Genomic DNA, 17,301 nt, shown 5'->3' with positions numbered 1-17,301 from the left:
GTATCCTTAACACACAAAACTCACCGGCGCGCCGCCGCCAGGATGGGGGAAGATGCCCATTGGGATACCGTAAATCGCCTGCAACACATCTGCCTGCATAATGTGTTCTGGTCCACCTTCTGCAATCAGTTTGCCGCCGCGCAAGGCGACCAGATGGTCACAATAGCGAGCCGCCATATTAATATCGTGTAAGACGGTAATGACCGTTAAGCCATGTTCATGGCTCAGCGTCTGAATCAGCGCCAGCACATCCACCTGGTGGGCAATATCCAGCGCAGAGGTAGGTTCATCCAGCAACAGGCAGCGGCTGTTCTGAGCGACCATCATTGCCAGCCATGCACGCTGGCGCTCACCACCAGAGAGGCTGTCGACCAGCCGCGAGGCGAATGGCGTTAGTCCAACCCGCGCGATTGCCTGCGCGACCCGCTCGCGATCGTCCTGCGTAAAGCGCCCCAGCGCACCATGCCAGGGATAACGCCCAATGGCCACCAACTCACGTACCGTCATGCCTTCCGCAGCCGGTAACTGCTGCGGCAAATAGGCGACCTCACGGGCAAACGCTTTGCTGCTCCAGCGATCAACAGGCTGTTCGTTGAGCAGAACCCGCCCTTCACTGGCCGCGTGATGCCGCCCCAGCATTTTTAACAGCGTGGATTTCCCTGAACCATTGTGCCCAATCAGCGCGGTGACTTTACCTGGCGTAAAAGCGAGAGAAACGGGATGAAGGAGCGTACGGCCCGGTACGCGAAAGCTGGCGTTATCCAGTCGGAAGGCGGTCTGTTGGTACTGCGGAAGCTGCATGGTTATCCCTGTAAACGGGCGCCGAAGCGCCCTCATCGATCAGAACCGGAACGTGGCGGTGCCGACAATTTGTCGCTCTGCGCCCCAGTAGCACGCGTATTCACGGTAGCAACTGGCAACGTAGTCACGGTTAAACAGGTTGTTAACGTTAACGCCAACCGTTGAGCCAGGCAAACCAAAACGGCCTAAATCATATTTCAACGCGGCATCGACGGTAGTGTAACCCGCGACGGTGAAGTTTTGGTTCACGTCGGGACCCGCACTGTATAACCCCTGTGTTTCGCCCACATAACGGACGCCCGCGCCCACCGTTACGCCGGACAGCGCCGTTTCATGGAAGGTATAGTCGCTCCACAGCGAGGCCATGTGCTTAGGCACCTGCACCGGGGTTTTGCCTTTAAGCTGTGTATCTTCCGTATATTCAGCATCGGTGTAGGTGTAAGACGCGGTCAGGTTGACGTTGGCATTGAGGGCCGCCTTGGCTTCCAGTTCGACACCGCGAGAACGGATTTCGCCGCTCTGGATGCTGAAAAGGGTATGGTCAGGATCGGCTGTTAAATTTTTGGACTTAGTCAGTTCATACATCGCAGCCGTAACCACGACAGGACGATCTTTCGGCACATATTTCACTCCCGTTTCGTACTGCTTAGCACGCGATGGGTCGAAAGGTTGCCCGCTCACTGTCGTCCCGGCCGTTGGGATAAAGGATTCGCTATAACTGAAATAAGGCGCGATACCGTTATCAAAAACGTAGTTTACGCCGCCACGCCAGGTGAAGGCCTGATCATGATTTTTGACTTCGGTATTGGTGTCGCGATTTAACGCAGATGTCATCGCGTAATCATAACGGCTGCCTAACGTCAGCACCCAACGATCCCACGCCATTTGATCCTGCGCGTAAAGGCCGGTTTGTTCCTGTTTGTTCAGATAACGATAGGGGAAAGGCGTGCCGTTAAGCGAATCATTACCGTACTGAGGAGCAACCGCATTCAAAGGAAATGCTGAACCAAACGCTGCGTTGATATCATTACGCATACGTTGATAATCCACACCAAGCAAAAGCGTATGGTCGAGTTGACCGGTTGCAAATTTTGCCTGTGCCTGGTTATCGACAGCGAACTCATTCAGTTTTTCGTCTGAAGTGGCATAACCTCGCGTGATTTCCTGGGTGGCGGCGTTAAATCCATTGCCATAAATGCTGCGGTAATCCGTCGTTAACTCGGCATAACGCAGGTTCTGGCGTACCGTCCAGGTCTCATCAAAACGGTGTTCAAAGCTGTAGCCGACCATTTTGGTGTTACGGGAGATGCGATTGCTCTTCTCCCCTTCATCAAAGTTGGTGGGCAGTTTGTACTGACTGCCATCAGGGCGCGTAATGGGCACGACCGTGCCTTCACGCGGTAACCAGCCGTAATAACCCGTGTCCGGTTCATTCTGGAAGTAGGTCAGCAGATCCAGACGGGTGTTTTCGTCTGGTCGCCAGCTGAAGGACGGCGCGATGATGTAGCGCTTTTGCTTGTTGTTCGCCTGCTGGGCATCCTGGCTGCTCGCCAGGCCTGTCAGACGGTAGCTGTAAACGCCTGCGTCATCGATCGCACCGCCAAAATCAAAGCCGGTAGAGTAAAGATTGTGATTGCCCATCTGGAACTGCACTTCACGCAGCGTTTCCTGGGTGGGACGTTTACTGACCAGCGCGACCACACCGCCCGGGTTGCTCTTACCGTACAGCACCGACACCGGCCCGCGCAGCAGCTCAGCCCGCTCCAGGAAATAGGGATCAATAGCGAATTCCGAGTAGTTGTCGCCCTGCAGCTTCAACCCATCGAGATACTGGTTGGTGTTGGTTTCGCTAAAACCGCGAATTGACAACGCATCATAGACGCCTGAACTGCCGCGGTTACCGGTAAGCACACCCGGCGTGTAATTAAAGGCCTGCTTCACGCTGGTGACGCTGCGCATCTCCATCTCTTCCCGCGTCACCACAGAAACCGACTGCGGATTCTTTTCAATCGGCGTGTCCGTTTTGGTGCCGGTGGCGCTGTGTTTTGCGGCGATGGTGGGCGCCGGGCCCCACGCGTTTTCCTGCGCTACCGCACCACCGCCATTTGCAGATACCACCACCGTTTGTTCAGCGTAAGCCATTACGCTTGCGCCGCTGGTCACCAGGGCAATGATCAAAGCCAGAGGCCGACGCGTAAATACGCCGGATGGAGAAGCAAAAGGGAAAGCACGCGCTGTCATGAAGGTGTCTCTCAAATGGGGATGATTAAGCGAATCGAAACGATAATGATTATTATAACGATTGGATAATATGCGAAGTCTCGCAATTTCTGCAAGCAGAATTCCCCGGCGTGGCGTCGTGTCACGGGCGATAACAAGGGGTTTTGATGTGGAATAAAAAAGGCACCGAAGTGCCTTTTTCATCCGCGTTTGACGGGTTATTTGCCGAACATATCTTTTATCCAGCCGGCAACGCCGTTGCTGTCTTTTTGTTCCTGCTGTTGCTGCTGCTGTAACTGCTGTTGTTGCTGGTCCTGCATCTGCTGCTGTTGCTGCATTTGCTGAACCTGCTGTTGCTGCTGCTGGCAGAGCGCATTCGGATCCAGCGTCCAGACAGGCAGCGTGCGCCATGTGCTGCTTCCTGAACCGCAGACAAAGTTACCCGCAGTATCGATGTTCATCATCGTCACATCTTCCGGCGGAGTAAGCTGCAGCGGCATCGGAGCCTGATTGTCCAGGTAGCGGCGGTAAATCTGCATCGCCCCGCTGGCACCATAGAGTTTGGTCGGCTGGTTGTTATCACGGCCAACCCAGGTGATCGCCACTTCTTTACCATCAATCCCGGCAAACCAGCTGTCGACCAGATCGTTCGTGGTGCCGGTTTTCCCTGCCAGGTGCGCATTCGGGAAACGTGCCCCCAGCGCCCGGGCGGTACCGCGATCGACGACCTGTTGCATGGTATACAGCGTTAAGTAAGCCGCCTGTGCCGGTTCTACGCGCTGCGCCTGCGGGAAGCTCTGGTACAGCACGGTACCGTCTTCCGCGATGACCGAACGCACGGCTGACAGCTCTGCATGATTCCCACCGCTGGCAATGGACTGGAAGGCCTGAGCCACTTCCACAGGCGTCAGGTTGAGTGCGCCCAGTAACATCGCCGGAACCGGATTCAGCTGATCTTTAGGCACACCCAGCTTCGTCCAGGTGTCCACCACCGCATTCAGTCCCAGCGTCATGCCCAGGTTAACCGTTGGCACGTTCATGGAGTTCGTCAGCGCATCGACCAGCATCACTTTGCCACTAAAGCGCCGGTCGTCGTTCATGGGTTTCCAGATGCTGCCATTCGGCTGTTTCAGCGCGATAGGCTCATCCGCAATCCAGCTGTTCAGGCGGTAAGTGTTGGGTTGACTCAGCGCGGTCAGATAGGTGGCCGGTTTCGCCAGCGAGCCGATGGATCGGCGCGCCTGCAACGCGCGGTTATACCCGGCAAACTGCGGATCAGCCCCACCGACCATCGCGCGAACTTCACCCGTAAAGCGGTCAACGACCACCATTGCGGTTTCCAGATCTTTCAGACCGCGCTGTTTTTTCAGGGTGGGAATACCGTCTACAACGGCTTTTTCGGCCGCATCCTGAGAAACCGGATCCAGGGTGGTGAAAATTTTCACGCCCGACAGATCTTTGACTTTGTCGCCCAGTTTTGCCTGAAGCTCATTACGCACCATCTGCATAAAGGCAGGCTGTGGCGTAATCACACCGCCTTTCGGCTGCACGCCCAACGGACGGGCCGACAGCATGTCGTACAGTTCCTGATCGATCACTTTCTGCTGCTGCAGCAGGCGCAGCACCAGATTACGTCGTTCCAGGGCCAGTTTCGGGTTACGCCATGGGTTATAGAGCGACGCCCCTTTCACCATGCCCACCAGCATCGCCTGCTGATCGAGACTCAGCTCGTCAACCGGGCGGCCAAAATAGTAGAGGCTGGCCAGAGGGAAACCGCGGATCTGATCGTTACCTGCCTGACCGAGATACACCTCGTTCAGGTAAAGCTCCAGAATACGATCTTTGCTGTAACGGGCATCCATGATCACGGCCATATAGGCTTCACGGGCTTTACGCCACAGCGAACGCTCATTAGTCAGGAACAGGTTTTTGACCAGTTGCTGGGTAAGCGTACTGCCGCCCTGCACCGCTTTTCCGGCGGTGATGTTCGCCAGGAAGGCACGGCCAATGGAGTACGGGCTGATGCCGTCGTGCTCATAAAAGTGGCGATCTTCCGTTGCGATTAAGGTATCCACCAACAGATCAGGGAAACCGGCACGGGGAACGAACAAGCGCTGTTCACCATTGGGTGACTGCAGCATCGTAATCAGACGAGGATCAAGCCGGAAGAAACCAAAATCACGCCCGGTTTCGACGTTCTTAATCTCACTCAGCTCATCTTTGCTGAATGTCATTCGGGCATGAATCTGCCCTTCTTTGCTGTCCGGGAAATCAAACGGACGACGCAGCAGTTCAATGGTGTTACCTTTGACCGAGAATTCTCCCGGACGCGTAATGCGCGAGACTTCGCGGTACTGCGTGCCTTCCAGCAGGGCAATCATTTCGCTTTTATTGTAGGCCATGCCAGGTTCGAGGCTGACCATACGACCGTAGACAGCAGCGGGCAGTTGCCACACTTTACCGTCAATGCGGCTGCGAATTTCCGAATCGAGGTATACGCCCCACGCGGCCATGACCACTACAAATACCAGGAACAGCTTAATAAACCATCCCAGCCAACGGCGTTTGCCGCGCGGCGGTTTTCCACCTTTACCTTTACGTGGCACCGGCGCTTCCTCCTCGTAATCATCATCAAAATCGTCCTGAGCGACATCACTATCGATGTCTCTGCGCCGCCCACGGCGGGCGCTGTTGCGCGGTGGCAACGGTTTTCCTTTGCGCCCAATAGGTTCGCGATCGTTCCCAGACATTGGTTTCATTCTCCAGGCATAGCTTACGGCTGCGCCGCTACTCTAACTGCTTTCTTCACTGTCGCATGGCAGAACCCTCTGAATTAAACAGCGGGCCCGCCCTGTGACGTATTCTTTTTCGTCCGCCGGGTCGGTATTGCGGAGGCCGGATCGTCGGGCCAGGGATGTTTGGGATAACGCCCTTTCATTTCTTTTTGCACATCTTTATAGGCACCGCGCCAGAACGCCGCCAGATCGCGGGTGATCTGTAAGGGACGCTGGGCGGGCGATAACAGCTCCAGCACCAGCGGCACGCGACCTTCTGCGACAGCAGGATTACTGGCTTCGCCAAACATTTCCTGAATACGCACCGCCAGCGCGGGCGGTTTATCTGCATCATAGCGAATCGGCAGCCGACTTCCGGTGGGCACAGTGTAATGAGTTGGCAGCACAGTATCCAGCCGCTGACGTTGTGACCATGTGAGCAAATGTAAGAGCGCAGTGACCAGATTGACCGACTGCAGACTCTTCAGATCCCGCACGGCGCTCATCTGCGGTTGCAGCCAGCGATCCAGCGAGTCAAGCAGGCTGGCCTCATCGACGGCGGGCCAGTTCTCTTCGGGCAGCCACTGGGCAGCACACTGGATACGTAACCGCAGTTGCTCAGCCTCCGGCGTCCATCCCAGTACCGATAACCCCTTTTTAGCGACCCAGCGTAGCAGCGCGGCCTGTAACGCCTCGGCATCCGGTCGGGCAAGCGGCTGAGTCTTCAGTATCAGTTCGCCAATCTGCTCACGGCGTAAGGTGCGCAACGTGCCCTTCTCGTCATCCCATTCCACGTCGGTACGCTGTTCGACAAGCTGTGGACAGGCCTGCGTCAATGCCGCAAGCTCGACGGGAAGGGCCAATAGGATACGTGCATCGGGGGCGCTGCTGCCCTGTAATAAGACAGGCGCAATGAGCCATTCGTAACGCGTGAGCGCCTGCTGTTCGTCCAGCCCTGCCCCCAGTCCGTTGGCTAACTGATAGCGTCCGCTGTTATCGCGTCGGCGCGCCAGACGATCGCGAAATCCCGCCGTTAACAACGCGGGAAAATGCGCGTCATCGACCCGTCCGCCTGTGACGCCAAGGCGTTTTTGCCAGTGCTGCGCGCGCCGCAACCAGTGCGGTAAAGGCCGACAGAGAACATCACGTAGATCAACACTGCCCGCGCGGGGCGGATCCTCCAGCACGGCGACGAGTAGTGCCGCGCTGGCCACCGCATCGGCATCACGCCCTGCGGCACATAATATAGCGCTCAGCCTGGCATCACTGCCGAGCTGCGCCATGCGTCTGCCCTGTGTGTTCAGTCGTCCTGATTCATCCAGCGCTCCAAGGCGTATCAGCTGCTGCTGCGCTGCCCGTAAGTGCTTTTCAGGTGGCCGATCGATCCACTGTAGCTGGTCGATGTCTGTACAGCCCCACTGCAGCAGTTCCAGCCACAATGACGCGAGATCGCTGTGCAGGATTTCGGCTTCGCCCTGTGCAGGCGCCCGTTCCGCCTGCTCCTGTGAAGTCAGGTGCAGGCAGATGCCCGGCATCAGTCGTCCGGCGCGTCCGGCGCGCTGCGTCATCGACGCCTGGCTGATGCGCTGAGTCTGCAACCGCGTCACGCCGCTGCGTGCATCAAACAGCGCGCGCCGCTCCTGGGCACTGTCCACGACCAGACGAATACCTTCGATCGTTAAGCTGGTTTCGGCAATATTGGTCGCCAGCACCACTTTGCGGCGTCCGGGGGCGGCAGGCAAAATAGCCTGCTGCTGAGCGGCCAGCGGAAGCGCGCCATAAAGCGGCGTTAAATCGACATCCTCATCGACACGGGTTTCCAGCTCGCGTTTTACGCGCGCTATCTCTGCCACGCCGGGCAGAAAAAGCAGCAGCGAGCCGCTTTCCTGTCGAAGCAACTGCGCGACTTCACGCGCTACCGCCTCGTCAAAACGCAGGCTCGGACTCAACGGAGCATAACGCCGTTCGACCGGATAGCTGCGACCTTCTGAGGCAATCAGCGGCGCGTCCGGTAGCAGCGTCGCCAGGCGAGTATTATCGAGCGTGGCTGACATCAGCAAAATTTTCAGATCGTCACGCAATCCCTGCTGAACATCCAGTAACAGCGCCAGCGCCAGATCCGCCTGCAGGCTGCGCTCATGAAATTCATCCAGAATCACCAGCGACACGCCATCCAGCATCGGATCCTGCTGCAACATGCGCGTCAGAATACCTTCGGTCACTACCTCAAGCCGGGTCATGGGTCCGCTGCAGTTTTCGCCGCGCATGCGGTAACCCACCGTGGCGCCGGGCTGTTCGCCCAGTAGCTCAGCCAGCCGTTGCGCCACGTTGCGTGCGGCCAGTCGGCGTGGCTCCAGCATGATAATGCGCCCTGACAGCGCCTTGTGCTGTAACAGCTGAAGGGGTAACCAGGTGGATTTACCTGCGCCGGTAGGCGCAGCCAGCAGGACGTTCGAGGCCTGATCAAGGGCGCTCAGCAGGTCAGGCAACACCGCGCTGATGGGGAGATCACTCACCAAAAACTCCGCTAATGGCTGTGTTAAGATGGCGCGCATTGTAGCACTCATCCGTGAGGATTACCGGAGACCGCCATGGCGTTACAGCGCTTATTTTTTGCTATTGCCCCACCCGAAGACCTGCAACAGCAACTGGTGCAGTGGCGAGCTGAGACCTTCAGTGAGGAGGCAGGTCGCCCGATTGCGGCCGCGAACCTTCATCTGACGCTGGCTTTTTTGGGCGAGGTCTCAGCGGAGACCTCAAAACAGCTGCAAACCCTGGCCTCGCGCATCCATCAGCCTGCTTTTGATGTGACGTTAGATGATGCGGGGCACTGGCCGCGCCCCGGCGTGGTCTGGCTGGGCTGTCAGCGTCCACCCCGGGGATTGCTGCAGCTGGCAAGTCTGCTGCGCGCCCAGGCCGCCCGGCACGGCTGTGAGCAGCCCGCTCAGCCTTTTCATCCACACATCACCCTGCTGCGCTCGGCGACGCAACCCGTTGCCCTGCCCGCTCGCGGCTTTCTCTGGCGCTTTACGGCCAGTCAGTTTTCGCTTTTTGCCTCAGAGTACGTAAAAGGGCGGACGCGCTACCGGACACTGGCCACCTGGCCGTTACAGTCATAATCAGGAGCCCTATGCTTTTTTCTCCCGCCCTCAAACCGGCACGTCTGATTACCCGTTACAAACGCTTTCTGGCGGATGTCATTACGCCAGAAGGCGAAACGCTCACCATCCATTGTGCCAACACCGGCGCCATGACCGGCTGTGCAACGCCGGGTGATACCGTGTGGTACTCCACGTCCAACAGCCTGACACGCAAGTACCCGCACAGCTGGGAGATGACCGAGACGCAGCAAGGCCACTGGATTTGCGTGAATACGTTGCGCGCGAATCAACTGGTAAAGGAGGCGTTAAGCGAAAACCGAATTCTGCCGCTGTCGGGCTACGAAGCGTGTCGGGCTGAAGTAAAATACGGCAGCGAAAAAAGTCGAATTGATTTCCTGCTTACAGCACAGGACCGACCTGAGTGCTATATTGAGGTGAAATCCGTAACGCTTTTACAGGAAGGTAAAGGCTATTTTCCGGATGCGGTGACGATTCGAGGACAAAAACACCTGCGCGAGCTGAGTCAGGCTGCGGCAGAAGGTCATCGGGCCGTTTTGTTGTTTGCCGTTCTGCACTCGGGGATTGAGGACGTTTCCCCGGCGCGTCACATCGATGCGGCTTACGCAGAACAACTGGTACAGGCGCGGCTGAGTGGCGTGGAAATTTTGGCGTACCGGGCAGAACTGTCATCAGAAGGCATGTTTATTACAACGGCTGTTGACGTAACGTTGTAATATCAGTGGCATCCTTCTGTGATAGGACTATCTTCTGTCAGGGGCCAACTACGCTGTTCCTCACAGGCTTGTCAAGATGGGCGCAGGAATAATTGCCAACCTTGACAGCTTCTGTTATTTATAGCGGCCTGTTTTTCCCCGTTGGGGGATCGATGTACCCAAGAGTGCGTCATCAATGAAGGTTAGTGTGAATATACTGGCCGATGGCAATCGAAGGGTATAGTGCGTGTTATCCAGGAGAAACAACATGCAAGAAGGGCAAAACCGTAAAACATCGTCCCTGAGTATTCTCGCCATCGCTGGGGTGGAGCCTTATCAGGAGAAGCCGGGCGAAGAGTATATGAATGACGCGCAACTGGACCATTTTCGCAAGATTCTGGAAGCCTGGCGTAATCAATTGCGGGACGAAGTTGATCGCACCGTTACACACATGCAGGATGAAGCCGCTAACTTTCCGGACCCGGTTGACCGTGCCGCTCAGGAAGAGGAATTCAGCCTGGAACTGCGTAACCGCGATCGCGAGCGCAAGCTCATTAAAAAGATCGAAAAAACGCTGAAGAAAGTTGAAGATGACGACTTTGGCTATTGCGATTCCTGTGGCGTTGAGATCGGTATCCGCCGTCTTGAAGCGCGTCCGACGGCCGATCTGTGCATCGACTGTAAGACACTGGCAGAAATTCGTGAGAAGCAAATGGCGGGCTAATGTTGCCGTCTGACTGCAGCCATGCGGCGGGAAAAGGCCCTCTTTTTCCGCCGTCTGGTTCATGAAACCTATGGCATTCTCATCCTGTATCGGGCGCTTTGCGCCGTCTCCCTCTGGTGAACTCCACTTTGGATCGCTGATCGCTGCCTTAGGCAGTTACCTTAGCGCACGCGCGCAGCATGGCCGCTGGCTGGTGCGCATTGAGGATATTGATCCTCCCCGTGAAGTCGCAGGGGCCGCCACGCGTATTCTGCGCCAGTTAGAACAGTACGGTTTGCACTGGGACGGTGAAGTCATGTGGCAGTCACAGCGCCATGACGCTTATCGGGACGCCCTACAGTGGTTAAGAGCGCACCGGCAGAGTTATTACTGCACCTGCAGCCGAAGCCGCATTCAGCAGCTGGGTGGTTTTTACGACGGGCACTGCCGGGATGCAGGTTCAGGTCCGGAGAATGCGGCACTGCGGTTGCGTCAGCATGCGCCGGTTTTCCAGTTTGAAGACCGGTTACGGGGCACGCTTGTGGCCGATCGGCGGCTGGCTGAAGAGGATTTTATTATCCATCGTCGCGACGGCCTGTTTGCCTACAATCTGGCCGTGGTGGTTGATGACCATCATCAGGGCGTCACCGAGATCGTGCGTGGCGCAGACTTAATCGAGCCGACGGTGCGGCAGATTGCCCTTTATCGACAGTTTGGCTGGGCCGTTCCGGATTATCTGCATTTGCCGTTGGCCATCACTGCTGACGGACACAAACTTTCTAAGCAAAATCATGCGCCCGCGCTGCCGGATGGCGATCCGCGCCCGTGCCTGGTGCAGGCCTTACGGTTTCTGGGACAGCCGGTCAGCGAAGGCTGGCAGGACGATTCTCAGGAGAAACTGCTGTCTAATGCTGTGAAGCAGTGGAATATCGCTTTGATACCGCATGATAACGCCCTGAGAGCGGATGCATAGACAACAGCATTCTCAAATGATTCACAACAGGCTATGATTAGCCGCTGATTTTACCTACACCCTAATTGTCACTGTCGAGGTGTCCCATTTTTACCCGAGTCGCTAATTTTTGCCGGAAAGTCCTGAAGCGTGATGACGAGGAAGCACCAGCAGAGGTTGAACCTGAGAGTCATATGACCATCATTCCTCGTGAAAGCCACACCATCTCACGTAAAGACATCAGCGAAAATGCCCTCAAGGTGCTGTATCGTCTGAATAAAGCCGGTTATGAGGCCTACCTGGTGGGCGGTGGCGTTCGCGATTTACTGCTGGGGCAGAAGCCTAAAGACTTCGACGTGACCACAAACGCCACGCCGGAGCAGATGCGTAAACTGTTCCGCAACTGCCGTCTGGTTGGCCGCCGTTTTCGCCTGGCACATGTGATGTTTGGTCCGGAAGTGATCGAAGTGGCTACGTTCCGCGGTCATCATCAGATTGAAGAGAACAGCGAAGATCACAATAATTCCCAGCGTGCCCAGAGCGGTATGCTGCTACGGGACAATATTTTCGGCAGTATTGAAGATGATGCCCAACGGCGTGATTTAACCATTAACAGCCTGTATTACAGCGTGGCCGATTTTTCGGTGCGGGATTATGTTGGGGGCCTGAACGATCTGCAACAAGGCATCATTCGGTTGATCGGCGATCCGGAAACACGCTATCGCGAAGATCCGGTGCGCATGCTGCGCGTCGCGCGCTTCGCGGCCAAACTGAATATGCGCATTGCTCCTGAAACGGCAGAGCCCATTCCCCGCCTGGCATCGCTGTTACGCGATGTACCTGCTGCGCGCCTGTTTGAAGAGTCGCTAAAGCTGCTTCAGGCTGGTTATGGCTACAGCACCTGGCTAAAACTGTGTGAATATCAGTTATTCCAGCCGCTGTTCCCTACGCTGGCACGCAACTTTACCGAACAGGGCGACAGCCATATGGAGCGCATGCTCGCCCAGGTGCTGAAGAATACGGATAACCGCATTCAAAATGATATGCGCGTTAATCCGGCGTTTCTGTTCGCGGCCATGTTCTGGTATCCGCAACTTGAAGCCGCCGAGCGCATTGCGCAGGAAAGCGGCCTGACTTATTACGATGCGTTTGCCCTGGCGATGAATGATACGCTGGATGAAGCCTGCCGCGCGCTGGCTATTCCTAAGCGCATTACGTCGCTGATTCGTGATATCTGGCAGTTGCAGTTACGCATGTCCCGTCGTCACGGTAAACGCGCCTGGAAGCTGATGGAGCATCCGAAGTTCCGTGCGGCTTATGATCTGCTGGCCCTGCGGGCTGAAGTGGAAAATAACCCGGAGCTGCTGCGCCTGAGTAAGTGGTGGGGAGAGTTCCAGGTCGCTGCGCCGCCGCAGCAGAAAACCATGCTCAACACGCTGGGAGACGATCCGGCACCGCGCAGCCGTACGCGCCGCCCGCGTCGTCGTTCTTCCGCGCCCCGTCGTGATAACTCTAACGCGTCATGACGCGCGTTTATCTGGCATTAGGCAGTAATCTTGCCGATCCGCTGCATCAGATTGATGCAGCGTTGTCAGCGCTGGATGCGCTCACCGATGTTCAGCGCATCGCCACCTCGTCCTTTTACCGCACGCCACCTTATGGCCCACCCGATCAGCCCGATTATCTCAATGCGGCGGTGGCCCTCGAGACCACGTTGTCGGCTGAGGCCTTACTGGATGAGACGCAGCGCATCGAGCGGGAACATGGCCGGGTGCGTAAAGCCGAGCGCTGGGGGCCACGCACGCTGGATATTGATATTATGCTGTTTGGTTCAGAGCAGATTCACAGCGAACGCCTGATCGTCCCCCATTACGATATGCTGAACCGTGCGTTTATGCTGGTGCCGCTGCTGGAAATTGCGCCCGATCTGCGCCTGCCTGATGGCCGTCCGCTCCAGCCGCTTATGGCAACGCTTGACTGCGCCAGCATCCGTCCCTGGCACAGCTGACCATCTATTCGCGCGTCACAGATTCCGCTCAGCAACGCGATACAGTAAAATGCGTCCATCTGAATTTCTGAGCTGAGATCGTCATGAAACCCACCACCCTTTCTCATCTGCGTCAGTGCAAAGCGAGCGGTAAAAAATTCGCGACGCTGACCGCTTACGATTTTAGTTTTGCCCGCCTGTTTGCTGACGAAGGCATTCAGGTTCTGCTGGTTGGTGACTCGCTTGGCATGACGGTGCAGGGTCATGATTCCACGCTGCCCGTCACGGTAAGTGATATTGCTTACCATACCGCCGCCGTCCGTCGTGGTGCGCCTCACGCGCTCCTGTTAGCCGATTTGCCTTTCATGAGTTATGCCACACCACAGCAAACTTTTGATAACGCGGCGCAGCTCATGCGCGCCGGGGCCAATATGGTGAAGCTGGAAGGCGGCGCATGGCTGGCCGACAGCGTGCGCATGCTGACCGAACGCGCCGTGCCCGTGTGTGGTCATCTGGGCTTAACGCCACAGTCCGTAAATATTTTTGGCGGCTATAAAGTGCAGGGACGTGATGAAGCCGGTGCAGAGCAGCTTATGGCTGACGCGCTGGCGCTTGAGGCCGCAGGCGCACAGCTGATGGTGCTGGAATGCGTACCGGTTGCCCTGGCCCAGCGCGTAACGCAGGCACTGGCAATTCCAGTGATTGGTATTGGCGCAGGCAACGTGACTGATGGACAAATTCTGGTGATGCACGATGCGTTTGGCATTACCGGTGGACATATCCCTAAATTTGCAAAAAATTTCCTGGCGGAGACAGGCGACATCCGTGCCGCCATTCGCCGCTATATTGCTGAGGTTGAAGCAGGAAGCTACCCCGCAGCGGAACACAGTTTCCAGTAATTCAGGAGAATGGCAGTGCTGATCATCGACACTCTGCCCATGCTGCGCCGTGAAGTGCGCCGCTGGCGTCAGCAAGGTAAACGTATTGCGTTAGTGCCCACGATGGGCAATCTGCACGAAGGGCATTTAACGCTGGTAGATGAAGCGCGTGAGCGGGCCGATGTTGTGATCGTGTCGGTTTTCGTTAACCCGATGCAGTTTGATCGGCCTGACGATCTGGCGCGCTACCCGCGCACGCTGCAGGAAGACTGTGAGAAACTGAACCGCCATGCGGTGGATGTCGTCTTTGCGCCCTCGCCTGCTGAGGTGTATCCACACGGGCTGGCTAATCAGACCTTTGTCGAAGTGCCGGTGCTTTCATCTTTACTGGAAGGCGCCAGTCGTCCCGGCCATTTTCGCGGCGTGGCGACCATCGTCAGCAAGTTGTTTAATCTGGTTCAGCCCGATATCGCCTGCTTCGGCGAGAAAGATTTCCAGCAGTTAGCCATCATTCGTAAAATGGTGGCAGACATGGGGTTCGATATCGAGATTGTCGGCGTGCCTACGGTGCGAGCCAGGGACGGTCTGGCCCTGAGTTCACGTAACGGCTACCTCACTGAAGATGAGCGTAAGCTGGCACCTGGCCTCAGCCAGGTGATGAATGCGATGGCCGCCCGACTGGCTAATGGTGAACGGCAGATTGACGATATTATTGAAGACGCAACGCGGTCGCTGCAGGAAAAAGGATTGCGTCCGGATGGCCTGGCCATCTGTGATGCGGAAACGCTGCAGCCTCTGACGGTGGACAGTCAGCGAGCCGTCGTGTTAATGGCCGCCTGGCTGGGGAACGCACGGCTGATCGATAATCAACAGGTAGACCTCACGCAGTAGTCTTGCAGGCTGAGGGTCACTCTTTTTGGCTGTATAACAAGGTTTCTGACTATGATTCGCACGGTTTTACAAGGCAAACTGCATCGCGTTAAAGTCACGCAGGCGGACCTCAACTATGAAGGCTCCTGCGCTATCGATCAGGATTTCCTTGATGCTTCTGGCATCCTGCAATATGAAGCTATCGATATTTATAACGTGACCAACGGTCAGCGTTTCTCTACTTATGCCATTGCCGCTGAACGCGGATCGAAAATCATTTCGGTCAACGGTGCGGCCGCGCGCTGTGCCTGTGAAGGCGATATCCTGATTATCTGCTCGTATGTCCAGGTCGATGATGCAGAAGCGCGCCAGTGGCAGCCTAAAGTGGCCTACTTTGAAGGTGATAACCAGATGAAGCGTCTGGCGAAAGCCCTGCCGGTGCAGCTGGCCTGAGTCTGGTCGCATAAAAAAAGCAGCGCTAACGCTGCTTTTTTTTCGCCGGTATCAGGTCCGCAATCCGCGGCCCCGCTGAATCAGAAAATACACGGCGATATAAAACACCACGATAAAGGCAATCAGTACCGACATGGTCAAGGTCAGAGGAACATCGTGAATGCCCAGAAAGCCAAAGCGGAAACCGCTGATCATATAAACCACCGGATTAAGTTTTGATACTGCCTGCCAGAAGGGCGGTAACAGCGTCAGCGAATAAAACACGCCGCCCAGATACGTTAGCGGTGTCAGCACAAACGTGGGGATCAGGCTGATATCGTCAAACGTGCGGGCAAACACCGCATTAATCAGTCCCGCCAGCGAGAACAGTACCGCGGTTAGCAGTAGCGTAATGGCCACCATCAGCCATGAATGCACATGAAACGGCACAAAGAACAGCGAAACGGCGGTCACCAGCACACCGACACAGATCCCGCGCGCGACGCCGCCGCCGACATAGCCAGCGATAATAATGTGCGTCGGTACCGGTGCCACCAGCAACTCTTCAATATTGCGCTGAAACTTGGCGCTAAAGAACGACGATGCCACGTTGGCATACGCATTGGTGATCACCGACATCATAATGAGCCCTGGCACAATGAACTGCATATAGCTGAAGCCGTTCATATCGCCGATGCGCGCACCGATAAGGTTACCGAAGATGATAAAATACAGCGTCATGGTGATCACGGGCGGCACCAGCGTCTGGATCCAGATGCGGGCGAACCGGTTCACCTCTTTGGCCCAGATGCTTTTTAACGCCACCCAGTACAAATGTGTCATGCTTTTGCTCCTGTTTTTCCTTGCGTCAGGCCGACGAACAGCTCTTCCAGACGATTCGCTTTATTACGCATACTGAGAACCTGAACGCCCTGTGCGCTGAGCTGGCTAAACACGCTGTTCAGCCCCTGCTCACGCAGGACTTCAACTTCGAGCGTCGAGGTATCCACTAACCGGTACTGGAAACCTTCCAGCGACGGTAACGGGCTGCGCGGGGCCAGATCCAGAATGAAGGTTTCGGATTTGAGCTTCGACAGCAGGGATTTCATTGAGGTGTTTTCAACCAGTTCACCATTTTGAATAATGCCGATATTGCGGCACAGCATTTCCGCTTCTTCAAGATAGTGAGTCGTCAAAATGATGGTCGTCCCCTGCGCATTCAAATCTTTCAGGAAAACCCACATCGACCGACGCAGTTCAATATCCACCCCGGCGGTAGGTTCATCCAGAATCAGCAGTTTGGGCGCGTGCATCAGAGCACGGGCGATCATCAGACGGCGCTTCATCCCGCCAGACAACATGCGCGCCCTTTCGTGACGTTTCTCCCACAGGTCGAGCTGTTTAAGGTATTTTTCGGCCCGCTGAAGGGCCTCACGGCGCTCAACACCATAGTAACCGGCCTGGTTCACCACGATCTGCATGACCGTCTCGAACGGGTTGAAATTGAACTCCTGCGGCACCAGGCCCAGCTGGCGTTTGGCATTGACGACATCTTTTTCCAGATCGTAACCAAAGACGCGGACGCTGCCTTCCGACTTATTCACCAGCGAACTGATAATCCCGATGGTGGTCGATTTGCCCGCGCCGTTGGGTCCCAGTAGCGCATAAAAATCACCGGCTTCGACGTAAAGATCGATGCCCTTGAGCGCCTGTACGCCGCCGGGATAGGTCTTAGTCAGCCGGGAAAGTTCCAGTGCATAGGTCATTCTGAATACATACCCTGTTTTATGGCATTGCAATGCCGTTTGAATTTAGGAAGCCTTCGCCTATAGTACGCGCACGCAAATGCGCAGTAACAGGTTGCTTAACG

General features: G+C 56.2%; 15 protein-coding genes. 9 read left to right on the top strand and 6 right to left on the bottom strand.

Translation table 11 applies throughout. The features are described 5' to 3' along the window. Nucleotides 1–6: 6 nt before the first annotated feature. From fhuC to hrpB, 4 genes are all read right to left on the bottom strand, one after another. Nucleotides 7–801, bottom strand: coding sequence for a Fe3+-hydroxamate ABC transporter ATP-binding protein FhuC (gene fhuC / locus C7434_RS13625; RefSeq protein ID WP_039338691.1), 795 nt, complete (start codon nt 799–801; stop codon nt 7–9). A 39-nt stretch (nt 802–840) separates the two neighbouring features. Next, nucleotides 841–3,042, bottom strand: coding sequence for a ferrichrome porin FhuA (gene fhuA, locus C7434_RS13620; protein WP_133745546.1), 2,202 nt, complete (start codon nt 3,040–3,042; stop codon nt 841–843). Nucleotides 3,043–3,239: 197 nt separating this feature from the next. Further along, nucleotides 3,240–5,771, bottom strand: coding sequence for a bifunctional glycosyl transferase/transpeptidase (gene mrcB, locus C7434_RS13615; protein WP_039338694.1), 2,532 nt, complete (start codon nt 5,769–5,771; stop codon nt 3,240–3,242). An 83-nt stretch (nt 5,772–5,854) separates the two neighbouring features. After that, a complete protein-coding gene (hrpB, locus tag C7434_RS13610; RefSeq protein ID WP_133745545.1) occupies nt 5,855–8,350 on the bottom strand; it encodes an ATP-dependent helicase HrpB in 2,496 nt (831 codons plus the stop codon). 36 nt (nt 8,351–8,386) lie between these two features. On the opposite strand from hrpB, the gene thpR reads away from it, so the two are divergent. The 9 genes from thpR (at nt 8,387) to panD (ending at nt 15,452) form a co-directional block, all read left to right on the top strand. Continuing rightward, on the top strand, nt 8,387–8,914 hold the full coding sequence (thpR, locus tag C7434_RS13605) for an RNA 2',3'-cyclic phosphodiesterase (protein WP_133745544.1): 528 nt from the start codon (nt 8,387–8,389) through the stop codon (nt 8,912–8,914). 11 nt (nt 8,915–8,925) lie between these two features. Beyond that, entirely contained in the window at nt 8,926–9,630 is a 705-nt protein-coding gene (gene sfsA, locus C7434_RS13600; protein ID WP_133745543.1) for a DNA/RNA nuclease SfsA, read from the top strand. A gap of 247 nt (nt 9,631–9,877) precedes the next feature. After that, the gene (gene dksA, locus C7434_RS13590; RefSeq protein ID WP_006117731.1) at nt 9,878–10,333 is read left to right on the top strand and encodes an RNA polymerase-binding protein DksA; all 456 of its coding nucleotides are present in this window, start codon (nt 9,878–9,880) and stop codon (nt 10,331–10,333) included. 70 nt (nt 10,334–10,403) lie between these two features. After that, the gene (gluQRS, locus tag C7434_RS13585; RefSeq protein WP_133745542.1) at nt 10,404–11,285 is read left to right on the top strand and encodes a tRNA glutamyl-Q(34) synthetase GluQRS; all 882 of its coding nucleotides are present in this window, start codon (nt 10,404–10,406) and stop codon (nt 11,283–11,285) included. Nucleotides 11,286–11,371: 86 nt separating this feature from the next. Beyond that, the gene (gene pcnB, locus C7434_RS13580; RefSeq protein WP_203232196.1) at nt 11,372–12,790 is read left to right on the top strand and encodes a polynucleotide adenylyltransferase PcnB; all 1,419 of its coding nucleotides are present in this window, start codon (nt 11,372–11,374) and stop codon (nt 12,788–12,790) included. Beyond that, complete coding sequence (gene folK / locus C7434_RS13575) at nt 12,787–13,272, top strand: 2-amino-4-hydroxy-6-hydroxymethyldihydropteridine diphosphokinase (protein ID WP_006117727.1); 486 nt, start codon at nt 12,787–12,789, stop codon at nt 13,270–13,272. Before pcnB ends, folK begins: the two co-directional genes overlap by 4 nt. A gap of 83 nt (nt 13,273–13,355) precedes the next feature. Further along, on the top strand, nt 13,356–14,150 hold the full coding sequence (gene panB, locus C7434_RS13570; RefSeq protein WP_033740290.1) for a 3-methyl-2-oxobutanoate hydroxymethyltransferase: 795 nt from the start codon (nt 13,356–13,358) through the stop codon (nt 14,148–14,150). Nucleotides 14,151–14,165: 15 nt separating this feature from the next. After that, nucleotides 14,166–15,020 (top strand): pantoate--beta-alanine ligase, encoded by an 855-nt coding sequence (gene panC, locus C7434_RS13565; protein WP_033740347.1) that lies wholly within the window; start codon nt 14,166–14,168, stop codon nt 15,018–15,020. A 51-nt stretch (nt 15,021–15,071) separates the two neighbouring features. Then, nucleotides 15,072–15,452, top strand: coding sequence for an aspartate 1-decarboxylase (panD, locus tag C7434_RS13560; protein ID WP_033740289.1), 381 nt, complete (start codon nt 15,072–15,074; stop codon nt 15,450–15,452). Between the two features lie 51 nt (nt 15,453–15,503). Here panD and C7434_RS13555 read toward each other — a convergent pair whose 3' ends face one another. Then, entirely contained in the window at nt 15,504–16,274 is a 771-nt protein-coding gene (locus C7434_RS13555; protein WP_006117722.1) for an ABC transporter permease, read from the bottom strand. Beyond that, complete coding sequence (locus C7434_RS13550; RefSeq protein ID WP_133745541.1) at nt 16,271–17,197, bottom strand: ABC transporter ATP-binding protein; 927 nt, start codon at nt 17,195–17,197, stop codon at nt 16,271–16,273. The genes C7434_RS13555 and C7434_RS13550 overlap by 4 nt, the downstream gene beginning before the upstream one ends. Between the last annotated feature and the right edge of the window lie 104 nt (nt 17,198–17,301).

Source organism: Pantoea sp. PNA 14-12 (assembly GCF_004364735.1).
Taxonomy (GTDB): Bacteria; Pseudomonadota; Gammaproteobacteria; order Enterobacterales; family Enterobacteriaceae; genus Pantoea; species Pantoea stewartii.
The sequence above is the reverse complement of the archived record's forward strand: the minus strand, read 5'-3'. Positions and strand labels throughout refer to the sequence as shown.

Coding starts and splice junctions, on each gene's coding strand:
- C7434_RS13550 (WP_133745541.1), bottom strand. CDS start 17,197: ATGACCTATGCACTGGAACTTTCCCGGCTGACTAAGACCTATCCCGGC.
- gluQRS (WP_133745542.1), top strand. CDS start 10,404: ATGGCATTCTCATCCTGTATCGGGCGCTTTGCGCCGTCTCCCTCTGGT.
- fhuA (WP_133745546.1), bottom strand. CDS start 3,042: ATGACAGCGCGTGCTTTCCCTTTTGCTTCTCCATCCGGCGTATTTACG.
- thpR (WP_133745544.1), top strand. CDS start 8,387: ATGGCGTTACAGCGCTTATTTTTTGCTATTGCCCCACCCGAAGACCTG.
- panB (WP_033740290.1), top strand. CDS start 13,356: ATGAAACCCACCACCCTTTCTCATCTGCGTCAGTGCAAAGCGAGCGGT.
- folK (WP_006117727.1), top strand. CDS start 12,787: ATGACGCGCGTTTATCTGGCATTAGGCAGTAATCTTGCCGATCCGCTG.
- fhuC (WP_039338691.1), bottom strand. CDS start 801: ATGCAGCTTCCGCAGTACCAACAGACCGCCTTCCGACTGGATAACGCC.
- panD (WP_033740289.1), top strand. CDS start 15,072: ATGATTCGCACGGTTTTACAAGGCAAACTGCATCGCGTTAAAGTCACG.
- hrpB (WP_133745545.1), bottom strand. CDS start 8,350: ATGCGCGCCATCTTAACACAGCCATTAGCGGAGTTTTTGGTGAGTGAT.
- dksA (WP_006117731.1), top strand. CDS start 9,878: ATGCAAGAAGGGCAAAACCGTAAAACATCGTCCCTGAGTATTCTCGCC.
- C7434_RS13555 (WP_006117722.1), bottom strand. CDS start 16,274: ATGACACATTTGTACTGGGTGGCGTTAAAAAGCATCTGGGCCAAAGAG.
- sfsA (WP_133745543.1), top strand. CDS start 8,926: ATGCTTTTTTCTCCCGCCCTCAAACCGGCACGTCTGATTACCCGTTAC.
- mrcB (WP_039338694.1), bottom strand. CDS start 5,771: ATGTCTGGGAACGATCGCGAACCTATTGGGCGCAAAGGAAAACCGTTG.